This is a genomic window from Bradyrhizobium sp. 170 (assembly GCF_023101085.1).
Taxonomy (GTDB): Bacteria; Pseudomonadota; Alphaproteobacteria; order Rhizobiales; family Xanthobacteraceae; genus Bradyrhizobium.
In genome coordinates this window covers 2,067,076-2,092,047 of the sequence record NZ_CP064703.1, presented here as the reverse complement: position 1 = coordinate 2,092,047, position 24,972 = coordinate 2,067,076, and the positions used below count along the sequence as shown (strand labels likewise).

The following is a 24,972-nucleotide window of genomic DNA, read 5'->3' as shown; positions in this document are numbered from 1 at the left end:
ACCGCCAATAGGAGCGCAGACCATTGCGCGCTGCGACAATTGATTGCCGCTCGTATAGCCATCGAGAAGCACCGCCGCCATTTTCCGCAGGTGGGCGCAGAAAGCGATGTCAATGCCCCGGGTGGTAATCGCGGCAAATGCCCTGCCCGCTTGCGCCTGTCGACGAGCATTCAGCTGGCCGTATTGCAAGCATTGAGAATCTCTTGCGCCGACACGTCGCGCATCGAACAAAAGTGTCTCCGTCGGCCCTTCCCGTGATCACATTGAGGCTACGCTACGACCTGCCCTGCGTCAGGCAACTGCGCTGGCCGTCGTGATCGGCCGGTTACTGCTCAAGCACATCTACCGCCTGTCCGACGAGGGCGCGTGCAAGTGCTGGGTCTGACCACCGCATTTCTCAGCAATTTACTAGTGGAGAAGCTTTGCCGGATCTCCATAGGAGCGCTCCGACCATTGCCGCAGGAAGCAACTGGCCAAAAGCCTGCCAGTCACGCATGCTGCCGGAAGCCGCGGGCGCGAGGTCGAGCGGGTGATGGTCAACAGCTGCCAAGTGCGCGCGAAATCTTCTATGAAGTGACCGCTGCAGCCCTACGTAGGCAGTGTTGGCGGCCAGTTCTCCTTGGTGAGCGGCGCGGAAACCAACAAGCAGACCGGTGATGAGCTTCCAAAGTGTCTTTCTTCCTTTTCGAGATCGCACTGTGTTGCATGCATCACCGCGGGATAGTTCTGCTTCTCGCGTTATTAGCTAAATGCTGTTGTCGCGTGTAGCGCAAGAGACGAGGCCTTCAGCGAGCTGGCACGATAGGTGCCGATTGGAAATGTCCGTCCATAACCTCTAGTTCGCTCACTCCTGCCATGTGGAAAAGCAGCCGATCGTCCGTTGGGGTGAGGTGGGCCGGCATAGGCCGGGCGGGGGTCAGGTATTTCAACGACGAGCGAGGTCGCCAGACATTGTAGTCGGCGACCCAAGCCGCGATCTTGGCGCACGCATCATCCAGATCGAAGAACAGGGTCTCGTTGAGCCGTTCATCGCGCGTCGGGCCGTGAAACTCTCGATGAAGCCATTCTGCATTGGCTTTCCGGCGCGATAAAGTGTCAATCGATGACTATCTCCTTGCTCCAGCGAGCATGGTGTTGCAAGTGAACTCGGTGCCATGGTCGGACACGATCATTCCTGGCTTGCCACGTCGCTTGACGATTGCCGTGAGTTCGCGGACCACGCGCCGTCCCGAGATCGACAGCTCCGGAATGGCGCCCAGGCATTCGTCGACGATGTCTAGGATGCGTAAGCGCCAGCCGTTGGCGAACTGGTCGTGCACAAACTCCAGCGACTAGCGCGCCTTGGGCCTCGTCTCGACGAAGATCGAGGCGCGGTCCCCACCGCCTTCGGGCAAGCCCGCCGCCGCTTGCGGATCGTGAGCCCTTCCTCCAGATAAAGCCGGTAGATCCAGTTGATCCTTATGGCTCGCCCTCCCGCCGCAGCAAGACGAACAGCCGGCGGTAGCCGAAACGCCGCCGCTCGAGGCAAGATCGCGCAACCGGCCGCGCAGAACCGCGTCCGCACGGCGGCTGGAGCGATAAGGGATCATCTTCCGATCCGTGCCCACGATCGAGCAGGCCCGCCGTTCCGACAGGCTGATGATGGCCTGTAGATGCGAGACCGCAGCGCGCTTGGCGGCGGGCCCCGCCATTCCCTTAGAGCAGCTCGCGAAGGCGGCCGCATCGAGCATCTGCTCGACCAAACTTCTTCAGCTTCGCATTGTCCTCTTCAAGGCCCTCAGCCGCTTCGCTGTCCATGCCGCCGGATTTGGCTTCCAATTGTAGAACGTCGCTTCGGAGATCCCATGCTTGCGAGCCAGCCCAGCCGTCTTCGCCCCAGCCTCATGCTCCTTCAATATCGCGATAATCTGCTCTTCCGTGAAGCCCTTGCTCTCTTCATCCGTCCGTCCTTCTTCGGGGCGGACTCTAAATCCATCTGGAGGAAACACGCAGTGGCAGGTTAGGACAAGCAAAACTTCGCCTCACGTTCGGATCGATCGTATCGATCTTGCTGGTGATAGCGAGATGTTTCGGATATCGGACTATAAGATCGGGCTCAAGCAGCGCGACGCATTGTCTTTGACCAACAGGAACGCCAGTGCGTGCCGTACGAGATGCAGGAGCGTCAGCTGCTATCGAATGCTACCACAGTCATTTCGCGGTTGATCTATTTCGACGGCAGCTCAAGGCCATTTCAGCCGAAAGCGGAGGCCCGAGACGGCACGGTCTGTCCTGGCCCGGAAGCGCAAGATCGCTAAAGCGACTTGCGGCTCGCGCTTTCCACTAAGGCCGCGATTTAGCGTCGCTGTGGAGCAAACCATGAAATTGGCGTACGAAACGCGGCGGCGAGTATTGACCGACCTCGGCGCGACCTTGCTCGTGGAGCTGCGGCCGGCAGTTGGATACCCACCAAAAATGAAGACCAAGATCGCCTAACCGGCTGATCGCTGAGACTCCGCCACGAGGGATCTTCGCTTCGGCACGTCTAGGGAAATTTGCAACGGCATTGAAACTCTTTATGTATTCCGCTGTCTCAGATCGTGAGCCTCACGTTGTAATCACTCAGGAAGTCTTGCAGGGTCAGGATATGCTGTACCCACGTGACGTTCTTGGTCGTGTTGAGCAAGGCGCGAGAGCCTTCGACGGACAGCAGTGGTGCCACTGACGCATTGCGATCATTCAGCAGCGTGGTGAAGCGGGTGCGGAGCATTCTGTAGTACGTCGGATCCTGGATAGACGGGTACATGCTCTTAACCCGCTGCACCACGGACGTCGGCAGGAGGTCCGCGGTGGCGGCCCGCAGCAGGCTCTTCTCGCGCCCGTCGAAGGTCTTATGCGCCCATGGGCTGCCGAATACGTACTCAACAAGGCGGTGATCGCAGTAGGGAACCCGCACCTCGAGACCCAAAGCCATGCTCAGCCGGTCCTTGCGGTTGAGCAGCCTCGGCAGGTAGCGCGTGAGGAAGAGATAGCAGACCTCGCGCATGCGACGCTCTTGTGGATCGGCCGAGGCCGGGCCGGTCAGCGCGGGTACTTCAGCAAGTGCCCCGCGGTACTGCCCGTCGAGGTAGCCCGGGAGGTCGAGCTTCTGGGCGAGGTCGGGGTCTAGGGACTGCCAGGCGATATCGACGCTGCTGGACCAGGGAAACGTGTCGGCCTGAATGCGCGCTGGATCGTGGAACCACGAGTAACCGCCAAAAAGCTCGTCCGCTGCCTCTCCGGAGAGGACCACCGTCGAGTGTTGTCGGATGGCTCGAAACAGCAGATAAAGTGAGCTGTCGATGTCGCCCATCGTGAACGGTAGGTCGTGGGCGTGGAGGATACTGCTCCGTACGTTAGAGTCCATGAGTTCGTCCGCGGACAACGTGATGTCCGCGTGGTCGGTATCAGCCAGGTTCGCGACCTCCTGCGCGTACGGACCGTCAGGTGTGGCGCACATTGGGCCAGGTGTAAAGTTGTCGCTGTAGCCGACGAAATCCACGGCGAAAGACCGGACCCGTACGTCGCTGAAGCGCGCGGCCAGTGCGGTCAAGGCCGAGGAGTCGAGCCCGCCCGATAACAGCGTGCACAGCGGTACGTCCGCGATGAGCTGCCGCTGGATCGTGTCCTCGAGCAGATCGCGGACCCGCCGAACCGTGGTAGGCACGTCGTCGGTGTGCCCGCTGTCGGTGAGCTGCCAGTAGCGCATCTGTTGAATGCCGTTGCGAGTGACGCGGACAATGTGGCCGGGTCTTACCTCACGCATGCCGCGGAATGCAGTGATGTCCGGGTTGCCGACAGAGCACAGAGTGTGACGGAGCCCCTCAGCGTCCATGACCCGTTCCGCGAGACCATGGGCGAGGATCGCCTTCGGCTCGGAGCCGAATAATATTCCGCGCTGGGTGGGGTAGTAATAAAGCGGCTTGATGCCTAGCCGGTCGCGTATGAGAAGCAGCTCGCGTTTGGCGATGTCCCAAAGTGCGTAGGCGAACATCCCGTTGAGCTCGCTCACGGCGGTGCGGGGGTCCCGGTGGCCCCACTCGCGGTGGGCGTGCAGCACCACCTCAGTATCACTGCTCGTGTCGAACCGATGACCCATGGCAAGAAGCCGTTGACGCAGGTCGCGGTAGTTGTAAGTCTCGCCGGTGTAGACCAACACCAACGCGGGTCGGCCATCCTCCTGGAGCGTCATCGGCTGACGACCGCCTTGGACGTCGATGATCGCTAGGCGGCGGTGTCCCAGCGCCACGGGGCCGTCGATCCAAGTCCCCTCATCATCCGGACCGCGGGTGGCCATGGTGGCCGTCATGGCGGCAAGCTCCCATTGCGCGTCGGAAACTCTAAGGTCGCGATCAAAGTCAATCCATCCACAGATGCCGCACATACTTTGGCTCCTAGCCTTTGGGTGCCTGTCGGCAACTTCGGATCCGCCGGTACCGCCACCCGCAAACACCATCCTTCTGGCCGCCTCATCAGCTCAACACTCAAGTAAACTCGATAAACGTGACGGTTCATTCCCACATGCGAAATGGCCTAGCACACCAGCATGCAACGCGCACCGACCCCTTCTGGTGGTCGCGTCAATTGGTGTGAAGTTTGCTTCAAAGAGAGGGAGCACGCGACGCCCAAACTTTAGGCCGGCTATTCGAACTGTGTAAAACAGGTGTACCAGCCCGTAGCCAGCATTCATGGCGGCTCCCCGCGGGCGTGGCATTAGACGGCGAGCTACGGGCTAGTGTTCCGTTACTGACACACAGGATTCACGACGGTCGCGAACCTGCGATCTGCGCCGATAAAGGATCGAGCAGATTGCGATCGGCTGGCTGCATCGCTACAATTGGCGTCGCCCCATGGCAGTCTAGATCAAACCACCGATCAGCAGGCTCGGTCTAGCGGCCCCCCCTTGAAGCTCTCTACAACTAGAGCGCACGACCGGCCATATCTACGCATCCTGTTACATCTCCGCACCGCCAGGTGAACGTTCTGAGCCCATCGCGGAGTTCGCATCTCCGGGCGATTTGAACGTGCGTGTCAGGCGACCTGCACCGACTTAGGCGTCGAACATAAGGAGCCGCTGGCATCCCTGGTCAAATACGCTACGTTGCCGCCATGAAAATATCGCGCGTCGATTGTTCGAGCGTGACCTTTGTTACATCAGGCTATGTTGTGGCGTTGTGTGGTCCAAGACACATCTTTGTTCACAAACCGACACGCTGTAGTACACAAGTACTTGGTCGGCGGGATGCGTGCCGCGGATAGCGGCCGTACTGCAGGAGAAAGGCCCCGAAACGCTTCTCTGCGAAGACGACAAAGGACTGTTCGCCACACGTGAGCGATTTATGCCACCTGATCCACACGTCCGCCCATCCGGATTCGCCTTCGATTTGGCTAACGGATTCAGGGCGAGTGCCGCTTATCCCACGTTCCGGCCACGCTTAAGTTGGCCGGAGTGCCTTATACAGCCCGCTTGGGAATGCACTGGCGCTTGACAAGGCGATCGCCAAGACGCTGATACGCGGTCGCGGCCTGCCGACACAGAATTTCGCGTGATGCGACCGCATGCGCCCCGAGCTGAAGCAAGCGATAGGAGCGATCGCCGTGCAGTATTCGCAGAATGCTGGTGAAAGAATACGTATAGGGACGAGACCTCTACGTCGGCTTGCTGGGGAACGAGGAGCTTGAGACCCTTCCACGTGTGGAGCGGGGCCTCGGCAGCCGCGAAATGCGTCTCGTCACTCATGAAGACAAAGCGGGAAAGGCGCTCGCGGCAATTTGCTGGCGCAAGTCAATAGCAAGCTTTCGACCCTGCTGCGTGATATTTCAGTCGCGAGCTTCCGTGCCTGGCAGTGTCGCGACTGTGCCCGCGTCGACATCTGGATCCATCACTCCGTGCAGCCATTTATCCTGGAGATCCAAGTCGACCGGGGCTACGCAGCATTTATGTTAAGGCCGTCACGACCGCCAAATATAGCTTCTCAAGCTGAATTAATCGCATCCTCGATATCGCCCAAAGGCGGCATTTTGGGGTCGGTTGTCCCCAGTCGGAACGCGCGTCGACTCGCGACGGAAGTGCTCCGCATCAGCAGCATGTTGGGCTCTCGCTCTGCCGCTTGCGTACATTTGATGCTTCGGCATTCACTGATCTTGAGTCCAGCCGACACCTTTTGCGATAAGACGTTTCGCTCGATATCCCATGCGGATCAAAGTCCGGCGTGTGTCAGCGGGATGCCACCAGCGCTGCAAGCGCACGATGAGTTCGTCAAAGCCGCGCCCGAATAGGTCGGCGAGCAGTCGTCTGAAACGAAGTCTGATGCGGAAGCGATTGGTGAAGCCGCACAACGGCTCATGTTTGGTTAGGGATGAAGACTGAGGAGCAACAGCCGGCAGCTATCGTGTTGCGTGCGTATTCCGACGACCAGTGTAATGGTGCCGTCATGTGCATTTTCTGGTCTCAGTCTTTGGCTCACGTCAAGCGCGGTGGAGGCCGACCCGTAGTTAACAGGAGGGACCCGCACGCTGCGAGGTGCCCCCAGGGCCGAGGCAGCAGCGCGCGGGTCCCTCCTGTTGACTTACGTGACGGCCGTGGGCTGACGATGCGCTTCAGTCTTTTGCTCCCTTGGACGCGTGGGCGATTGGCTGCGTTGTGGCCGCGGCCGGTGACAGCTGCTCCTCGCGGCTTCGAGCTTGCGTATGACGGGCCGTCGAACTTTGTCCGATAAGCGTTGTGGAGAATGCGATCTAGGATGGTGTCGCCGACAGATCAGGATGGAGCCGCGACCCTGGCACCATAGCGGCCCTCGACGGCCCCCGTGAGATAGCGCCGCTGGCTGGCTGAGAGGCGGCCGGTCACAAATCGTCCAGTACAAGCGAATCCATCCGGAACAGTCGCGGGAAGCGGCGGTCGGCGTGAGCGAGATCGAGATCAGCGAACGAGCGCGGCACGCGCGCGCAGTGGATCGTGAGCCGTCGCGACAAACCTTCTGCGGGAGCGCGCAAGCTAACCACCACTTGCCGGTTGCACAGGGACCGCTGACCAGCAGGTCGCGGGCTCGGATATCCGGCGGGTGGTGGCCAATTGCTGGAACAGCGACTCGTCGAGCCGGCGTGGCGTGCGATTGTAGATGTCCTTAATCATGGATTGGCTGTGCCGTATGGCACGCAGTCGGGTTTGGAAGCGGAGCAGCAGAGCCAGCCATTCGGCATGCGCGAGATCGCGGGCCTCCTCTTGAAACTCAAGCTCGATGAAGGCTTGCGCCATGCCGTCGAGCTCGAGCGCTCGGATCTGGTCCAGGGCGGGATGTGAGAGCATCATCGTCATCTCCTCAATGGAAGTAGGTTAGGGCCATGGATGTTGTAGTGCGTTATTGCCGGCCCGTCTGTGGGGCCTCGCGTCGAGATGTTCTTGAGGATTGAGCTGACTGAACTGTAGGAGCGCGCGCCAATCTCGAGCGCGCGGCCGCACGCGGCTTTGAGTTTTTCGCGACCAGATGTCTCGGCAAGCCCAGGATGCCGACACGTGGTCGAGCGCCGCCCGCGATCTCACACGCGTAGTGATGAAGTTCTACGAGGGGACTTGCGCTTTTGCCGACGTGCGAGTTTGCCGACTCGGCCTACCTCGTTTGACGTTTTGTGTCGAGTCCGTCCGGTTGAAGACGTTTATGTTCGGAATCCGACTACTAAGGCGCAGGTATTCCGCTGACGCGGCACGAACCGCATCCTTTTCCCGCCTCCCTTGCACCTCCTCTGTTGGCACGCTAATTGCCGGAGGCCCAACAGTCTTGCGACCCATAGCGGTCTCGCCGTCTCCGGCCGAGGGGGTCATATGAAGCTTGCTATAACGATCGAAGTCATTGCGATAGACGCTGCACTTGCCCAGCAGCGGCTTTGGTCCCCTGGTCGTGTCTGGAGGCCGGCAGCGAAGCTGCACTTCGGATGGAGCTTAGGTTACGTGGCTAGCTGGGCGAGTAAGTGGTGCACTCACGATGGGCGGCGTTGGTCGCGCGCCATGACGTGCAGGCCGGCTGCATCTTGCCAATCGACAAATATCTTGGGTCCGCATGTTCGTTGGAGCAAATCCGCTCGCCACACTTGGCCGGCCCAATCGGCGGGCGCGCAGCATCCAGATGCGTTGTTCCCCTCAATGAACAAGATCTGAGCAAATGAAGTTACCAGTTGGCAAACATCCAGGGAGTAGCTCATGCGGGTAGCAGTCGTATGGAATAAGCACCTCGAGACCAATCCATCCGGTCAGTCTGGTCCGGGGTGGTATGGCCCCTCCGTTCAGAGCGTGGTGACGGCGCTGCAACAGACCGGCCACGAGACGCTGCTGTGCGAGAGCGATAAAGGACTGCTCGCTACGCTCGAGCGATTCATGCCACCCGATCCGCAAGCCCGCCCCTCCGGAATAGTATTCATCATGGGAGGCGGAAGTATGGGCGAGTGGCGTTCCAGCCAGATTCCGGCCATGCTTGAGATGGCTGGCATTCCGTACACCGGAGCGAGTCCGCTCGGGGCTGCGCTGGGTCTCGACAAGGTCATCACCAAAAAGCTCATCCGCGATGACGGCCTCCCGACTCCGAACTTTCGGGTGATGCGTCGCGGCACCGAGAGCACCGGCGACCTGCGATTCCCACTGATAGTGAAGCCACGCTGCGGATACAGCAGCTTGGGATTACAATTGGTGCATGAACCTAGCTGTCTGAGGCGAGCCGTAGAAATGATCATCACGCGGTATGCGCAGGATGCACTCGTGGAAGAATACATCGAAGGGCGGGAAATCAGCGTCGCCCTGCTGGGAAACGAAGAGCTCGAGGTGTTGCCGCCGGTGGAGCACGACTTCGGCGACCGCGAAACATGTGTTATCACCTGGGAAGACAAGAATCATATGGCAGCCGCGGAGCCGCAGAAGATCTGCCCGGCGCGGATCACGAGTGAGCTTGCGACGATGCTGCGGGATATTTCGGTTGCGACCTTCCGTGCCTGTCTAGGCAGGGACTACGCCCGCGTGGACTTCCGGATTGACCGCTCCGGCCGGCCTTTTGTCCTCGAGATCAACTCCGGCCCGTCACTCAATAATAGAGACTCTTACTTCCGGGCTGCGACGACCGGCGGATACAGCTTCTCGAATTTGGTCAATCGCATGCTCGATGTCGCACACAGGCGGTATTTCGGGATCGGTATGCCCGAGGCCGGACACACGTTCAATCGCGGTGGGCTGCAACCGTGAAACCGTCAAGCCCTCGTGCTCATACGGCGCACCGATTCGCTATGGACGAGCAAAGGGTATCGTGGTGGAAAGCGCAGGCGATACTAGGATGCGTACCAGCACCTCGCTTCGGATGTAAAATTTGACACGGCAAAGTTTTCACACCTTGAGAGGACAACATGGCGTTTGCAGTCGAAGCGACCAGTCCCCGTACAAATGCAGCCGACCTCGGTCCGCCGAGTAAGGTTCTCCGCACGCGGGAAGAACTCGACGCCTGTGACGTGACTTCCGAAAGTTGGCAACAGGCCTTGCAGCGTCGCTACAAGACGCATCAAGACATGAAAAGCATTCTCAATCACGTTGAGGAAGTCGACATGTCGATCTATGACCATTTCGACATGCGCGTGACACCGTATCTGGCACAGTTGATGGATCGCGACGATCCGAACTGCCCGATTCGCAAGCAGTACATGCCGTTTCAGGGAGAGCTAAATGTCCGACCGTATGAAGTCGTTGACAGTCTAGCGGAAGACCATGATATGCAGGACGGTAGCACTGTTGTGCATCGGTACCCTAACCGCGTACTCTTTCTCGTTACAACGAACTGTGGAACGTATTGTCGCTACTGCACTCGTAAAAGATTTGTTTCTCACGGAAAAAGCGCCGTCAATAAGCAACAACTTGAGAGCGGATTTCGGTACTTAGAATCTCATCCAGAGATCGACGATTGTCTTGTATCGGGCGGAGACCCACTATTCCTCAACGACCGGCAACTAGAAGACATACTTAGCCAGATCAGGGCCAGAGCACCGCACGTTAAATTTCTGCGTATCGGAAGTCGCCTGCCTGTTCAGCTACCAACCCGAATTACTCCTGAACTCTGTGCGATTATCGAGCGATATGACGTGCAAATGGTCAATGTTCACATCAACCACCCGAAAGAAATAACCCCGCTCTTTGCCGAGCGCATTAAGATGCTGCGCAAGACTGGCACGATGATCGGCAATCAATCGGTACTATTGAAGGGCGTGAACGATGACGTTGCTATTTTGCGTGATCTGTGCATGAGCCTTGTCTCTTGTGGCATTCGTCCATACTATTGCTATTCATGTGACGTTGCGGAGGGAAATCATGCGTATCAGCTTACGCTTGACCGCATCTTGGAGCTATATCACGGCTTGCGAGGCTTCATTAGTGGTCCTGCGGTGCCTACTTTCGTGGTCGATGGTACGGGTGGTCTGGGCAAGATGCCAATAATCCCCGACTACGTGCGTGAGTTTGCCAATGGTGAGATTTGGGCGACCAATTTCGAAGGTAAAGTTCACCGCATGATTAATCTCGAAGCAAGGACACTTGATCAGTGAAGTGGCTGCCGTGGAGGCGCAAATGGAAATGCGAGTCGACGCAAGATCCTGGGATGTAACCGGCGTAAAGCGGCCGCCGAGCTATCACCTTGGATCGAGCGGGCTCTCCCAGTCTCGTTGCTTCATTCGCGCGCTGCGTTACGAATAATGAAGCGGCGGTTCGGGCGGCGATTACTCGCCTTGGTCGAACCGACAGACCGGCAAACCACCGCTTCAAGCTCGTAAGCGCCAAATTTACGGCGGAAGGAAAATCGATCTGCTCCAAGCCAGACTAATCGGCGCGCAGCATGATCAAAGCTGCACCAAAAATCGCGTCAGAGCTGATTTTGCGTGCCAAATGACAACAACTGGCATCACCCGCACGGCAGCCTAGTGGACCACATCAACACTTCGATTCGCTTGGGGACTCCCACCGCGACTCGCTATGCGAGTCTGGGGGATGCACGAGCGAACGAATATCCAATTGAGTCGAGCCGACCGTAGTAAGCTGGGGCCGTGGTCGCCAAGCGCAACAGCCCGCAAGAGCACGCTCGCTGGCAAAGACCGACCTTCTGACCACTGATGATCGTGGCCGGCTAATATCATGCAAGCCATCGGCAGGCCAAGACAGTGATCTGGCGTTGGCAGCAACTTTTCCGCGACGAAGGAGCCGCTGGGCTTTGGCGGGACAAGACATGGCGATCGCGCATTCCGTCGCTGGGCCCTGAGGTGACTAAACGTGTGGTCGCGCTGACATTGGCAGGCCCACCGCCGGCCAGTGACCGGACTGATTCGGCGACGGCGAAGCCGGCCGGGATCAGCGTAAGCTCGGTACAGCGGATCTGGCGCGCTCACGTCCTCCAGCCGCACCGGGCGCGCCAGTTCAAGCTGTCCAACGATCCGCAGTTTGTGGCCAAACTGCATAAGATCGGCCGGCCTCTACGTCGACCGCCCGACCACGCCATTAGTCTTGTCGGTCGATGAGAAGAGCCAAATTGGACGTACCTCACCGGGCGACTGGCACCATGACTTATGATTACAAGCGCCATGTGCGGATTCGGGTCGATGTCGCCCAGGATTCCGAGATGAGGAGTACATCGCCGCCGAGCCCGGCGGATATCGGTACTCGCGCTTCTGTGAGCTTTACCGCGCCTGGGAGGGCCGCCTGTCGGTGACGATGCGCCAGGCGCACGCAGCCGGCGACAAGCTGTTCGTCGACTATGCCGGCGACGGCGTGCCGGTGGTGGTCGATTGCCTCACCGGGGAGCGCAGAATGGCGCAGATCTTCGTCGCGGTGCTCGGCGCCTCGAGCTTCACCTACGCGCAGGCGACGTGGACGCAGGGGCTCGCCGACTGGATCAGCGCCCATGTTGGCGCCTTCGCAGCGATCGGCGGCAGACCGGCGCTGCTGGTGCCTGACAACACCAAGGTCGCGGTTATCAAGGCGTGCCTCTACGACCCGCAGATCAATCGCACCTAGGCGGAAATGGCGGCGCATTACGGCATCGCCATATTGCCGGCGCGGCCGCGCAAGCCGCGCGACAAGGCCAAGGTCGAGCAAGCCGTCCTCGTCGTCCAGCGCTGGCTCCTCGGTCGCCTGCGCCATCGTATCTTCTACAGCCTCGCCGAGGTCAACGCAGCGATTGGCGAACTGCTCACCAGGCTCAACGAGGAGCGGCCGATCCGGCGGCTCGGCATGACGCGCCGCCGGCTGCTTGAGGAGGTCGACCGGCCGGCGCTCAAGCCATTGCCGGCAAGCCCCTACGTACTCGGGGAGTGGCGGATCCGCCGCGTCAGCCTCGATTACCACGTCGAGGTGGAGAAGCATACTACAGCGTCCCGCATCGCTTTGTGCGCGCCGAGGTCGAGGTGCGGTTCACTGCCCGCACCGCAGAGATCTTCCACAAGGGCGAGCGGATCGCCGCGCATCAGCGCATGAGCGGCAATCACAAACACACCACGGTGCCAGAGCACATGGCATCCAGCCATCGGCGCTACGCCGGCTGGACCATCGCGCGTATCCGACAGGACGCTGCCGCGATCGGGCCGGCGACCAGCGCGTTATGCGACCTCATTCTCGACGAGCGCTCGCACCCCGAGCAAGGCTTCCGCGCCTGCCTCGGCATCCTCAGGCTCGCCGCCTCCTATGGGCGCGGACGGCTGGACGCCGCGGCTGCGCGGGCGATCGACATCGGCGCGCGCACCTACGGCTCGGTCAAGTCGATCCTCGCCAACAATCTCGATCGGCGTCCCGCTCATCAGCGCTCCGCGGACGATGCGCCGATCCTGCATGCCAACATCCGCGGACCGCGCTACTACAATTAGGAGACCATCCCTTGCTCACCCATCCGACCCTCGACCGCCTCAACGCCCTCGGCCTCCACGGGATGGCCAAGGCCTTCGTCGATATCGAAGCAACCGGCGAGGCCGCAAGCCTCGGTCACGCCGAATGGCTCGCTCTGCTGCTCGAACGTGAAGCCTCGCTGCGCCACGACAAGCGGCTCGCCACCCGCCTGCGCTACGCGAAGCTGCGCCAGCAAGCGTGCGTCGAGGACATCGACTACCGCACCCGCGCGGCCTCGACCGGCCGCTGTTCGCCAAGCTTGTCGAGGGCCGCTGGATCGACGACCATGCCAACCTGCTGATCTGCGGCCCGGCCGGCGTCGGCAAGAGCTGGCTCGCATCGGCGCTCGGCCACAAGGCCTGCCGCGATAATCGCTCCGTGCTCTATCAACGTGCTCCGCGGCTGTTCGATGAGCTCGCTCTCGCGCGCGGCGACGGCCGCCATCTACGCCTATTGCGCGGCCTCGGCCGTGTCGATCTGCTGATCCTCGATGATTGGGGGCTTGAGCCGCTCGACGCCGGCGCCCGTCACGACCTCCTGGAAATCCTCGAAGATCGATACGGTCATCGTTCCACCATCGTCACCAGCCGGCTCCCCGTGGACCAGTGGCATGTGCTCATTGGAGATCCCACCTATGCCGACGCCGTGCTCGATCGCCTCGTCCACAATGCCCATCGGCTCGACCTCACCGGCGAGAGCCTGCGCCGAACCCGGCAATCCGCCCGAAAGGCCTGAGCCCGTGACGCTGTGGACATGCCGCTGCGCTTGGACAACGCCAAGGCGTTGCCCACATGCCCACAGCAACCGCAACAGAAAACACAACAGGTTCAAGCCGCGATTCCAGTTGACCGCGCGGCTCGCCCAGTGCCAGAGAACCTAGGCAGCCAGAACGCCTCGCCCCCGGGCGAGATCAAATCGGAAAGGTAGGCGACATCGTCTCGGAATCCCCGGGCGACTTCATATCGGTACACCCGGGCGACTTCGTCGGAATCCGCAGCCATGGCGTCACCACCTTGTTCGCGGCGCTCAACGTCCTTGAGCAAGGTGATCGGCCAGTGCATGACGCGCCATCCCCATCAGGAGTTCATCCGGTTTCTCAAAGTCATCTAGGCCAGGGTGTCTAAGAAGAAGACGATCCACGTCATCGTCGAAAACTGGGCCACCCACGAGCATCCCGACGGATCCAGTGGCATCAACGGTTTGTCTTCCACTTCACCCCGACATCCGATTCCTGGCTCAACGCCGCGAGGGCTTCTTTGCCCAGCTCACAATAACCGTCTCAAGCGCGGCGTATTCCGATCACTGCGGGAACTCAAAGATGCCATCCACCGCTTTCCTCGATCGCACCAACGCGAATCCAAAACCCTTTAGTTGGACCAGGGACCCAATCAAAATGATCGACGCTGGCAGACGAGGGCATCAGTTTAGAACGATCCACTAGCCTTCAAACCACCATCAGCGCCTCGCCCGCCCGCGGGACGACTTATTGTCGGCCGTAAACCCAGTCTGGGGTCCTTCCAATAGTCAAGCGTAGTTCATTCCGGGTTACGGAGACTGGAGCAAGACGCCAACCAACTCGCAAAAGAACATTACCTTCGCCGAATTGCCAACCGTGCAGCATGCGTTTTGAATCCAGACCTCAGACGATCGGGTTGGTTCCTCCGCTCTTGTTACGAAGACGACGTCGGCCAAGAAAAAATCGCGCAATGCGCAGCGCTTTCGCTGGCCTAGAACTTGCACAGCTAGGGGCGTGGAAACGGCGCCAACCGCAGCTTCCTTGCGAGGTGGCGACGCGCGTTTTGTCGTGAGGTGATATGCGATCTGAACTGCTTTTTTGGGCTGCCGCAACAGCTGCGCTCGTTGCGACCGATACCGTCAATGCGGCGAATTTTGAGCCGGCAGTAAAGGTGCCGCCCGTAGTGTGGAGCTGGACCGGAGGACATGTCGGCGGGGGCTACGGCCGGACGTCATTCAGTGATCCCTATGGCCCGTCGGTTTATGGTGACCTCGTCGACAGTCCTGCGTTCCTGGCAGGAGGGCAGATCGGATACAATTGGCAGAGGGACAGCTGGGTTCTTGAGCTGTCGTCCTTCTCGTGGCCTTCGGAGTTACAGTATAACGGCATCGCTGGCGATTGCCGCGATTCTCCTGTTGCGCTGCACTGATGCAGGTGAGACCTGGAATTCGATCGACGCTTCAATCCTCGTCCTGATTTTTGCCATGCTGATCATCGGCAAAGGTCTTGAAGAGGCTGAAGTCATCGAACTTGTGATCGAGCGTCGCCCCGTGGCTTGCTGGATCGCCTCCATGGACCCTGCTTGTTGCCATCCGGTCGAAGGGGCGGTCGATTGAATTCAAAAAGGGCTTGATCGAGGACGCGCAATCGGACAACGGCGTCTGCCCCTATACACGGGCGCCATCAAGCTCCCGGACCGGTAGGCCTCCTCACCGGCAAGCCGGCGCTGCAGGTCTCGTTTTCCGGAACTTTGGTGTTTTTTGTGGGCAATTCCGAAGATACCGCGGATCAGGGCAGTCATGAAGACCAAGAAGACTCCTAAGCGTCAATCAGGACCATTGGAGCGATATACACAGGTTTTGGAAGCGATCGCCGGGTCGGTCGATGGGCTTACCGGCCGTGAGATCGAGGCTGTGCTGGACCTACCAAAGACGACGGTAAATCGGCTTGTAAACGCTCTGGAAAGCAGTGATTTGGTCTCCAGCAGCGGGCGAGGGGGCCAGTACAAGCTTGGGTGGAGACTCCGTCGGATTTTGGAATCGGACACATCTTGGATCGTTGGCGCAAGCAAGCGCCGGCTTAAGGCGTTGGCCGAACAGACTGGTGAAACCTGCTTCGTCGCTCGTCTGTCCGGCTCCTCCGTCCACTCCGTGGTGATGGAATCGCCGGACGCAAGTGCCGGAGTTTATGTCGCGCCGGGGCATGTGCTGCCTCCCCATGCGACCGCTTCGGGGAAGGTTCTGACGGCGATGCAGCACCCAAGATTGCGCCAGGCGATGCTGGATACCGAACTCCGCAAGTTGACGGACAGGACGATCAGCGATCGCCAGGATCTCGAGCGTGAACTTGCGAAGATTCGTAAGCAGGGCTACGCGATCGAGAACGGGGAACACATTCAAGGGCTTTACACGCTTGCCTGTCCGGTGCTTTCTTTACCGGAAACACCGCCGATCTACGCCTTGGGGCTCACCGGCCCGGCTGAGCGCGTACGCCCGCGGGCAGTCCCGGAGTTTCTTGAGCGCCTCAAGTCCACGGCCGCCGAAATTGCAAACTCTTTCATGCCGGGTGCCTACATCGCAGGCCGTTGGTGGGCGCCGTGAGGCCTTTGTTGCGCCAAGCCCCTGTCATGGTGCTCAGGCCAGGCCGCAAGGTCGAGAAAGGCGAAACTCGTCAGATCCTCGATGCGTTGCTTTTCGCCCCCGGAGCGTTCGTCGGTATCCGTCCGAGCTAAGCCGCGGATAGTGGATCAGCGATTTCATCGATTGAGGAGCCCGGATTTGTGCATCCTGATGAGCTCCATCAGACTTTCGATGCCGAACTCGGTGAACTCCATAACACCGTTCTCACCGAGACCGAACCCATATAAGGCCGTCCTCCAGATCCATGCCATTGGCGACGTCCCCTAGCCCGTTCTCGTCTTCGCCAAGATTCTTTGCGAGCCGACAGATGGTGGTGACGGAATAAACCTCGTTGACGTTTGCATAATTAGGAGACTGCCGACGTGGGAGGCGTCCGGTTCCAGGGCAACACTCGTGCAGTCGGCTTTGCCGCGCGTCGGCGATGCGTGCGAGGACGAGCCAAGCTTTCGGGTCGATGTAGTTGAGACGCGCCGTCATGATGAGCGTCGCCATCAGGGCCCGCAGCGCCGCGCGACCGGATCCGGCCAACAACCATGCATTGCCTCCCAGCGCAAAAGCACGTAGCGCTTGCTCCGCAGCATTGTTGGTCAGGCAAATCCTTCCGTCGTGGACAAAGCGGGCAAAGCCATCCGATAGTTAATCGGTTTGATCAACGCTGGACGAACGCGAGAGCTTTGCGAGATGACTGGGAAGATTCCCGTTATGGCTGCGGACTTGGAAATGGGGCTGTGGAAAGAGTACATTGCAGAGCATCTGGGTACGGGTATAGCCGTTATGTTGCGGCCGGATTTATGTTGTTGTAAGAGCTATATTTGCGGGGATAGTGAAGACTGCGGCATTGTTCACACAACGTAATCTGATGGCTGGGTAGCGAAACTTTGAGCAAGGAGGTTCGCTATGAATCAGACAACCTGTGCCACCCGGTTGACCGTGCTCCCAGGTGACAACGCGAGCCATTCGCCGACGATCGGTGCCGATACCTTCGCCACTCTGCAGAGGGGGCTATGCGACTCCAGCTTCTCTCAAACTCGAGCGCATGTGGATTGCCGTCGACGGGTGGTACGTTGAGGCCAAGCTCTTCCCTCATAGCGGCGAGAAGTATCGCGACCGAGTATGGATTGGGCGGTATCGCCGGGCAGCAACCCTTGCTTAACGAACAGGACGAGCGAGATGATGAAGAGCATCGTGTCTAAGACGATCTGCCGGTGTTGATCTGGCCATGACGAAGCCGTAAGGACTAGGGGGCTTTTCTGAGCGCGTCGTTGGCGCCTTCCGAGCTCGCATCAGCGTAGATGCGTAGTTCACCCGGCAATCGCGCCGATATCTTCAGCTTCGAACTATCCAGTCCGACGAACGTTTCGCTAGCCTCCTGCATGGTCTACCCTCGCTTAAGCCTGGGGCTCGGCCCGGCCCTTCCGAAGCAACCACCGTCTTCAGCTTCCCCTGGGGCCGGGCCACGTCGAATGAACGATCATACGGTCCAGGCGTGGTGATGCGGGGGCGGCAGAACAGTCGCTCGGCGCGAAACGCCTGATGGCGCCCATCAACGGCCTGCGATGTAGGCACCCGGCATGAAAGAGTTTGGTACTCGTCCGAGGACGGCCGTCTTGCGAGTTTATCCGGTCTGTAGCTGACTGTCGGTATGGACATCCTTACTGATAGTCGCCAAGTGCGTCGCCTTGAAATTGTGGAGACTGGTCGGCGTCGGCGCTGGTCGGCTGCCGAGAAGCTGCGGATTGTCGAGGAAAGTTTTTCGGGTCCGCGGCTGGTGTCGGCGACAGCACGGCATCATGGGCTTTCGAAACAGCTTCTGTTTTCGTGGCGCAAGGCCTATCGCGAAGGACAGCTTGGCGGCTGTCAGGTAGGTGGATTTGTGCCGGCCCGGATTGTGTCGGAGGTCCAGTCGACGACGGAGCGTGCGGCACCGGCGGCGACTGGCACTCTGGAAGTCGTGACCGCGAATGGCCGACGCGTGATCGTGGATCGCAACGTCGATGTCGCGGTTTTGCTACGGATCATGCGAGGGCTGGAGACACTACGGTGATCCCGATCCCGACGGGCGTGCGAGTGTGGCTGGCGACGGGCCATACCGACATGCGGTGTGGCTTTCCGAGCCTGGCTCTGCGCGTGCAGGAAGTGCTCAAGCGCGACGCCATGGGCGGCGGTCTTTTCTGCTTCAGGGGCAAACGCGGCGATCTTTTGAAGGTCATTTGGCACGATGGCCAGGGAGCATGCCTGTTTACCAAAAGACTCGAGAGAGGAAGGTTTATCTGGCCATCGGTTGCCGGTGAATCGGTAACGATCTCTCCGGCGCAATTGAGCTATCTGTTGTCCGGGATCGATTGGCGCAACCCTCAAGAAACCCAGCGTCCGACGCGGGTCGGATAGCCGCTTTTACGGTTTGAATCTGCTGCTTGATCTGATTCAATGGCTTCATGATATCGAAGCCGGACGATCTTCCATCGGACCTTGTGAGTGCCCTGGCGGCGCTGCAGGCCGAGCGTGAGGCGCGGCTGCGAGCCGAGGCGGTGGCTGCCAGTGCACGGGCGGAGCTGTCGGACAACGAGGCGCTGATCGCGCATCTCGAGCTGCGGATCGAGAAGCTCAAACGCGAACTGTACGGGCAGCGCTCCGAGCGCACGGCACGGCTGCTCGAGCAGCTGGAGTTGGAGCTCGAAGAACTCGTCACCACGGCGAGCGAGGATGAGCTTGCCGCGCAGGCCGCAGCGGCGAAGACGCAGAACGTCCTGCCGCGCGACAATCAGGGTGACAAGGGAGCGTCAATCAGGATGAGAGAGCTTCGCCGGGCTCGTGACGCAGGGAGGGCGTAGCCCGACCGGAGTTACGAGCCGGGCGTCGGCGCGATCCACAGGGGACCGCGCCGACTGGTGATCGCGGCCGGCTGGTTGTGCAAGTGGTTCTTCCGCCAAGAGGAATCACTCGCTTGCCAGGCCGACACATAACCAATCACCAGATGAGGCTCTACATGAAGTACCGTCAGACAGATACCCCGCCAGTGGCCGCCGCCAAGGCGTCGTTCAGTACCTCGACCGCGTATCGCTTCGAGAAGGATAGAAGGCTCCCGTCGCGGAGGAAGGGAGCCCGCGACCGCCGCCGGCCGGATCCCTTGGCCGACGTGTTCGAGACTGAGGTCGTGCCGATGCTCAAGGCAGCCCCTGGCGTGCGGCCGATTGCGATCTTCGAGGAGTTGTTACGACGCCATCCTGAACTCGGAGCCGGCATCCGTCGCACCCTGGAGCGTCGCATCCGCTCCTGGCGGGCAATCCACGGCAAGGAGCAGGAAGTCATCTTCCGTCAGACCCACGAAGTGGGTCAGGTCGGCCTGTCCGACTTCACCGACATGGGCGAACTGGGCGTCACCATCGCGGGCGTGCCGCTTGGTCATCGTCTCTATCACTTCCGGCTGGCCTATTCCGGGTTTGAGCACGCCCATGTTGTGCTCCGCGGCGAGAGCTTCGTCGCCCTGGCGGAAGGACTGCAGAACGCTCTGTGGTCGCTCGGCGGCGCGCCGCGGGACCATCGCACCGACAGTCTGTCGGCCGCCTTCTGTAATCTCGACCGGAATGCTCAGGACGATCTGACGCGGCGATACGAGGAGCTGTGCGCCCATTACGGCATGCGGCCGACCCGCAACAATCGCGGCATCGCCCATGAGAACGGGTCGATCGAGAGCTCGCATGGCCATCTCAAGCGGACGATCGCCGACGCGCTGCTGCTGCGCGGCACCGCCGACTTCGACGATCTTGCCACCTATCGCGGCTTCATTGACGAGATCGTCAGCCGCCGCAATGCGCGCAACGCCAAGCGGATCGATCACGAGCGCACCGCCCTGCAGGCGTTGCCGGATTTGCGCACCTCGGACTACGAGGAAGTGATCGTCCGCGTGACGTCGACCGGCGGCTTCACCTTGCGCAAGGTGTTCTACACCGTGCCGTCGCGGTTGATCGGCCATCAGCTGCGGGTTCGCCTCTATGACGATCGCCTCGACGTGTTCGTCGGTAGTACGCATCTCCTCACCCTGTCGCGCGGCCGGCCGCATCCGAGCGGCAAGCATGATCAGATCGTCGATTACCGGCACGTGATCCATTCGCTGCGGCGCAAGCCGATGGCGCTGCTCAATCTGGTTTATCGTGATCAGCTGTTCCCGCGCGATGCGTACCGCCGAACCTTCGACTTCTTGCGCGAACGGTTGCCGGACAAGAAAGCTTGCCGGCTGATGGTCGATCTGCTGGCCCTTGCGCATGAGCGCGGCTGCGAGGCCGAACTCGCCGATCAGCTCACGGCCGATCTTGACGCCGGCCGACTGCCCGATCTCAACCGGCTGCGCGCTCGCTTCGCCCCTGATCTTGCTCACGTGCCGAACGTCGTCGTGCATCTGGCACCGCTCACCACCTATGAATGCCTCATCGGTGCCACCGCCGAGATCGGAGGTGCAGCATGAGCACGGCCAACACCGTCGATACAGCGCGCCTCAATCTGTTGCTCAACGAGCTGCGGCTACCCGCCATCAAGGTGCTGTGGCCGCAATTTGCCGAGCAGTCCGACAAGGAAGGATGGCCGGCCGCCCGCTTCCTCGCCAGCGTCGCCGAGCACGAGATAGCCGAACGCGGCCGCCGTCGCATCGAGCGCCACCTGGTCGAGGCGCGGCTGCCCGCCGGAAAGACCTTCGACAACTTCGACTTCGAGGCCGTACCGATGGTCTCCAAGGCGCAGGTGACCGCGCTCGCCGCCGGCGATGGATGGCTGGGCAAGGGCGCCAATCTGCTCCTGTTCGGCCCGCCCGGCGGCGGCAAGAGCCACTTGGCGGCAGCGATCGGCTTGGCCCTCATCGAGAACGGATGGCGCGTCCTCTTCACCCGGACCACCGATCTCGTGCAGAAGCTCCAGGTGGCGCGGCGCGAGCTCAACCTCGAGGCGGCCGTCAATCGTCTCGATCGCTTCGATCTCATGATCCTCGATGACCTCGCTTATGTCACCAAGGACCAGGCCGAGACCAGCGTCTTGTTCGAGCTCATCAGCGCACGCTACGAGCGGCGCTCGATGCTGATCACCGCCAATCAGCCATTCGGCGAATGGAACAAGGTCTTCCCCGACCCCGCGATGACCCTCGCCGCCATCGATCGCCTCGTTCACCACGCCACCATCGTCGAGATGAATGTCGAGAGCTATCGCAGGCGGACCGCCCTCGAACGAAAACGCGGTCCCGGTCGCCCGACATCGCACGCGACACCCAAAACCGTCGCTGATTGACGCTCCGCGACAATCAGAGTTCAACAAAACTCTTGCGCGCGACAATCATCGCGGCGATCATCACCTCGCCGCGACACCGACTCGCCATCCTGATTGTCGCCAGCTTCCCACCCAGATTGTCGCGCTATAACGTCCGCCCCTTCATGCGCAAGCGGCCGGTGCGCAAGCCATGGCCGGATGACATCGAACGCGAGCGCGTCGTCATTGAGGCTCTAACGACCTGCGCCTGCTGCGGTGGATCGCGGCTGGCGAAGATCGGTGAGGATGTGACCAAGACGCTGGAGGAGATCCCGCGCCGCTTCAAGCTGATCGAGACGGTACGCGAGAAGTTCACCTGCCGCGATTGCGAGAAGATCAGCCAGCCGCCCGCGCCGTTCCATGCCACGCCGCGCGGCTTCATCGGCCCACAATTGCTGGCGACGATCCTGTTCGACAAGTTCGGCATGCATATCCCGCTCAACCGCCAGAGTGCGCGCTTCAAGTGCGAGGGGATCGACCTTCCGTTGTCGACGCTGGCCGACCAGGTCGGCCACGTGACCTTCGCCGTCATGCCGCTCTTCCACTTGATCGAACGCCATGTGCTCGCGGCCGAGCGCCTTCATGGCGATGACACCACCATCCGTATCCTGGCGAAGGGCAAGTGCACGACCGGGCGGATCTGGACTTATGTGCGGGATGACCGGCCCTTCGCCGGGCCTGCGCCGCCGGCGGCGGTCTATTACGCCTCGAGCGACCGACGAGGCGAGCATCCCCAGAAGCATCTGGCCGCCTTCGCCGGTATCCTGCAAGCCGATTGCTACAACGGCTTCGAGCCGCTGTTCGACCCGCAGAGGAAGGTGCTGCCAATTACGCCGGCGTTTTGCTTTGCCCATGCGCGGCGGGGCTTCTTCGAGCTGGCTGACATCGAGAAAAATGCTCGGGAAGGTAAGAAGGGCAAACCGGTCTCTCCGATCGCGCTGGAGGCGGTCAGACGCCTCGATGCGTTGTTCGAGATCGAGCGCGCCATCAACGGCCGCGGCGCCGACGAGCGGCGCGCCGTGCGCCAGGAAAAGAGCAAGCCGCTTCTCGAGGACATGCACGTCTGGTTGCTGCGTGAGCGCGAAAACCTCTCGCGCTCTTCCGAGGTCCTGAAACCGATCAACTACATGCTCAGGCGCTGGGACGACTTCGCCCGCTTCCTCGACGATGGCAGGATCTGCTTGACCAACAATTGTGCTGAGCGCGCATTGAGAGGCATCGCATTGGGAAGGCGCAACTGGACCTTCGCCGGCAGCCAGCGTGGCGCCGACCGTGCCGCCATCATGCTGACGATGATCACGACCTGTCGCCTCAACGACGTCGATCCCAAGGCCTGGCTCGCCGACGTTCTCGCCCGTATCGCCGATCTTCCCGCTTCGCACCTGCACGAACTGCTGCCCTGGGAATGGAAGCTCCTGCGCCAAGCCGACAAGCCCGCCGATCAGCAGGCTGCCTGACCTTCACGCAACGCCATCATAGAGCTCGCCGCGCCCGCGCGCATGCGTCAATCAGGCGGTCTTCGTCGTATGCGTACAGAGTTTGCAATTTCGGCGGCCGTGGACTTGAGGCGCTCAAGAAACTCCGGGACTGCCCGCGGGCGTACGCGCTCAGCCGGGCCGGTGAGCCCCAAGGCGTAGATCGGCGGTGTTTCCGGTAAAGAAAGCACCGGACAGGCAAGCGTGTAAAGCCCTTGAATGTGTTCCCCGTTCTCGATCGCGTAGCCCTGCTTACGAATCTTCGCAAGTTCACGCTCGAGATCCTGGCGATCGCTGATCGTCCTGTCCGTCAACTTGCGGAGTTCGGTATCCAGCATCGCCTGGCGCAACCTTGGGTGCTGCATCGCCGTCAGAACCTTCCCCGAAGCGGTCGCATGGGGAGGCAGCACATGCCCCGGCGCGACATAAACTCCGACACTTGCGTCCGGCGATTCCATCACCACGGAGTGGACGGAGGAGCCGGACAGACGAGCGACGAAGCAGGTTTCACCAGTCTGTTCGGCCAACGCCTTAAGCCGGCGCTTGCTTGCGCCAACGATCCAAGATGTGTCCGATTCCAAAATCCGACGGAGTCTCCACCCAAGCTTGTACTGGCCCCCTCGCCCGCTGCTGGAGACCAAATCACTGCTTTCCAGAGCGTTTACAAGCCGATTTACCGTCGTCTTTGGTAGGTCCAGCACAGCCTCGATCTCACGGCCGGTAAGCCCATCGACCGACCCGGCGATCGCTTCCAAAACCTGTGTATATCGCTCCAATGGTCCTGATTGACGCTTAGGAGTCTTCTTGGTCTTCATGACTGCCCTGAATCCGCGGCATCTTCGGAATTGCCAATATACACTCGAAAGTTCCGGAAAACGAGACCTGCGGCCCCGGCGTGCCGGCAGTTGCGATATTTAGGGCCTGTGCAGGAGCTCTGGCGCCTGTGTATAGGGCAGATGCCGTTGTCTTTTCTATTCGGGGTGTGGAGGTCAAGCACTCCTGACTATGCATACCTCTACTGATGGGTCGCAATTATCTCGCTTCTCTCCGGGATCGGTCTGCGTGGCCCTCCCAACTGGAACAGAAGAATGGGATGGCATAGTCTAATCGGCGACCCGCGATGAGCGATAGAGCGAACCCCGCAAAGTCCCCATCCGGTGTCCTGCGAAGGACGTCTTTCCGCCGGAGGCAGAATCTCTTGTCTTCGGTTCTCGTGCTAAATAGGCAGCAAGAGGCAAGCTCTCTCCTGTCCAGCAGAATTCGGTTCCGTCACTCCACATGCGATCCATAATTACCGCCCGCGGCCGGCCTTGAGCCGCTTTTGAATGCCGCGGCGCTTCGCGATATTCATCCCAAGCCTTTTAGGCATGACCATTTCTTCACATTTGCAGCAAGACTTGCGCTACGTCATAAAGCAGGAACGTAATCATCGGAGCGGAAAAGATAGGGGCCTTCCGACCCTCAGCGGCATATTCTCCAGCTGCGGGCTGGAAGCGGTCACGGGCTGCATTCGAGCAATCCCTTGCCCTGGCCACTTGTGCAGCTGATTGATGCTCGGCTTCTGAGATTTCCACCCTCCGCGTGGTGATCCTTGCCTCGACCGGCTGGCGAGCGAAGCGATGCGACACTGAGAGGTCGTGGTCGATATCGGCGTGGTAATTGATGGGATTGCCGGTAAGCAGAACCAGGCTCGTGCTTCATGTTGATGATCTGGTCGAGCCGCGCCCGGAACAGATCGTTCGATTCTATGCTTCTTCGGCCGCATCGTCCCCTCTGATGCAACACAGAATCATGTGTCCGCAGCGAAAGGGAATTCACAAAAGAAATTGCAAGGTTGGGCTTCTCAAGCTCCCAATCCCTGCAATCTCAAACGACTCCTCGTCCGAAAAACAGCCTCCTGCTCAATCGCTTAGAGGCTTGTCC

General features: G+C 60.4%; 12 protein-coding genes and 9 pseudogenes. 15 read left to right on the top strand and 6 right to left on the bottom strand.

Annotated features, from left to right (window positions below):
- Positions 1–908: 908 nt before the first annotated feature.
- From IVB05_RS09920 to IVB05_RS09905, 4 genes and pseudogenes are all read right to left on the bottom strand, one after another.
- Positions 909–1,907 (bottom strand): annotated as a pseudogene (locus IVB05_RS09920) (IS3 family transposase); the annotation flags it as partial.
- Between the two features lie 665 nt (positions 1,908–2,572).
- A complete protein-coding gene (gene asnB / locus IVB05_RS09915; RefSeq protein ID WP_247784008.1) occupies positions 2,573–4,402 on the bottom strand; it encodes an asparagine synthase (glutamine-hydrolyzing) in 1,830 nt (609 codons plus the stop codon).
- A gap of 2,613 nt (positions 4,403–7,015) precedes the next feature.
- On the bottom strand, positions 7,016–7,330 hold the full coding sequence (locus IVB05_RS09910) for an ATP-binding protein (protein WP_247784007.1): 315 nt from the start codon (positions 7,328–7,330) through the stop codon (positions 7,016–7,018).
- A 2-nt stretch (positions 7,331–7,332) separates the two neighbouring features.
- Positions 7,333–7,532: pseudogene (locus tag IVB05_RS09905) on the bottom strand (IS21 family transposase); the annotation flags it as partial.
- A gap of 683 nt (positions 7,533–8,215) precedes the next feature.
- Between IVB05_RS09905 and IVB05_RS09900 the strand changes: the two are divergent.
- From IVB05_RS09900 to IVB05_RS09860, 9 genes and pseudogenes are all read left to right on the top strand, one after another.
- Positions 8,216–9,244: an ATP-grasp domain-containing protein gene (locus tag IVB05_RS09900; RefSeq protein ID WP_247784006.1), complete on the top strand. Its 1,029-nt coding sequence runs from the start codon at positions 8,216–8,218 to the stop codon at positions 9,242–9,244.
- 158 nt (positions 9,245–9,402) lie between these two features.
- A complete protein-coding gene (locus IVB05_RS09895) occupies positions 9,403–10,587 on the top strand; it encodes a KamA family radical SAM protein (RefSeq protein WP_247784005.1) in 1,185 nt (394 codons plus the stop codon).
- A gap of 90 nt (positions 10,588–10,677) precedes the next feature.
- Positions 10,678–10,867: pseudogene (locus IVB05_RS09890) on the top strand (ISL3 family transposase); the annotation flags it as partial.
- Positions 10,868–11,367: 500 nt separating this feature from the next.
- Positions 11,368–11,563: pseudogene (locus IVB05_RS09885) on the top strand (IS630 family transposase); the annotation flags it as partial.
- Positions 11,564–11,653: 90 nt separating this feature from the next.
- Positions 11,654–12,891: pseudogene (gene istA, locus IVB05_RS09880) on the top strand (IS21 family transposase); the annotation flags it as partial.
- Between the two features lie 11 nt (positions 12,892–12,902).
- A pseudogene (istB, locus tag IVB05_RS09875) lies at positions 12,903–13,645 on the top strand (IS21-like element helper ATPase IstB).
- Positions 13,646–14,724: 1,079 nt separating this feature from the next.
- A complete protein-coding gene (locus IVB05_RS09870) occupies positions 14,725–15,075 on the top strand; it encodes a hypothetical protein (RefSeq protein ID WP_247784004.1) in 351 nt (116 codons plus the stop codon).
- Complete coding sequence (locus tag IVB05_RS09865) at positions 15,062–15,262, top strand: hypothetical protein (RefSeq protein WP_247784003.1); 201 nt, start codon at positions 15,062–15,064, stop codon at positions 15,260–15,262. The genes IVB05_RS09870 and IVB05_RS09865 overlap by 14 nt, the downstream gene beginning before the upstream one ends.
- Before the next feature lie 183 nt (positions 15,263–15,445).
- On the top strand, positions 15,446–16,246 hold the full coding sequence (locus IVB05_RS09860; RefSeq protein WP_247784002.1) for an IclR family transcriptional regulator: 801 nt from the start codon (positions 15,446–15,448) through the stop codon (positions 16,244–16,246).
- Positions 16,247–16,675: 429 nt separating this feature from the next.
- On the opposite strand, the pseudogene IVB05_RS09850 reads toward IVB05_RS09860, so the two are convergent.
- Positions 16,676–16,915, bottom strand: a pseudogene (locus IVB05_RS09850) (transposase); the annotation flags it as partial.
- Between the two features lie 1,012 nt (positions 16,916–17,927).
- Here IVB05_RS09850 and IVB05_RS09845 point away from each other — a divergent pair.
- The 6 genes and pseudogenes from IVB05_RS09845 to IVB05_RS09820 all read left to right on the top strand — a co-directional run.
- Positions 17,928–18,329, top strand: a complete 402-nt coding sequence (locus tag IVB05_RS09845) for a transposase (protein WP_247381101.1) — start codon at positions 17,928–17,930, stop codon at positions 18,327–18,329.
- Positions 18,326–18,673 carry an IS66 family insertion sequence element accessory protein TnpB gene (tnpB, locus tag IVB05_RS09840; protein WP_063676425.1) on the top strand — a complete coding sequence of 116 codons (348 nt, stop codon included), beginning with the start codon at positions 18,326–18,328 and terminating at the stop codon, positions 18,671–18,673. The genes IVB05_RS09845 and tnpB overlap by 4 nt, the downstream gene beginning before the upstream one ends.
- Positions 18,674–18,720: 47 nt before the next feature.
- Positions 18,721–19,032, top strand: a pseudogene (locus IVB05_RS09835) (IS66 family transposase); the annotation flags it as partial.
- Between the two features lie 161 nt (positions 19,033–19,193).
- Entirely contained in the window at positions 19,194–20,747 is a 1,554-nt protein-coding gene (gene istA / locus IVB05_RS09830; protein ID WP_247783851.1) for an IS21 family transposase, read from the top strand.
- Positions 20,744–21,556 carry an IS21-like element helper ATPase IstB gene (istB, locus tag IVB05_RS09825; RefSeq protein WP_247783850.1) on the top strand — a complete coding sequence of 271 codons (813 nt, stop codon included), beginning with the start codon at positions 20,744–20,746 and terminating at the stop codon, positions 21,554–21,556. The genes istA (IVB05_RS09830) and istB (IVB05_RS09825) overlap by 4 nt, the downstream gene beginning before the upstream one ends.
- A gap of 128 nt (positions 21,557–21,684) precedes the next feature.
- Positions 21,685–23,031: pseudogene (locus tag IVB05_RS09820) on the top strand (IS66 family transposase); the annotation flags it as partial.
- A gap of 47 nt (positions 23,032–23,078) precedes the next feature.
- On the opposite strand, the gene IVB05_RS09815 reads toward IVB05_RS09820, so the two are convergent.
- Entirely contained in the window at positions 23,079–23,864 is a 786-nt protein-coding gene (locus IVB05_RS09815; RefSeq protein WP_247784001.1) for an IclR family transcriptional regulator, read from the bottom strand.
- Between the last annotated feature and the right edge of the window lie 1,108 nt (positions 23,865–24,972).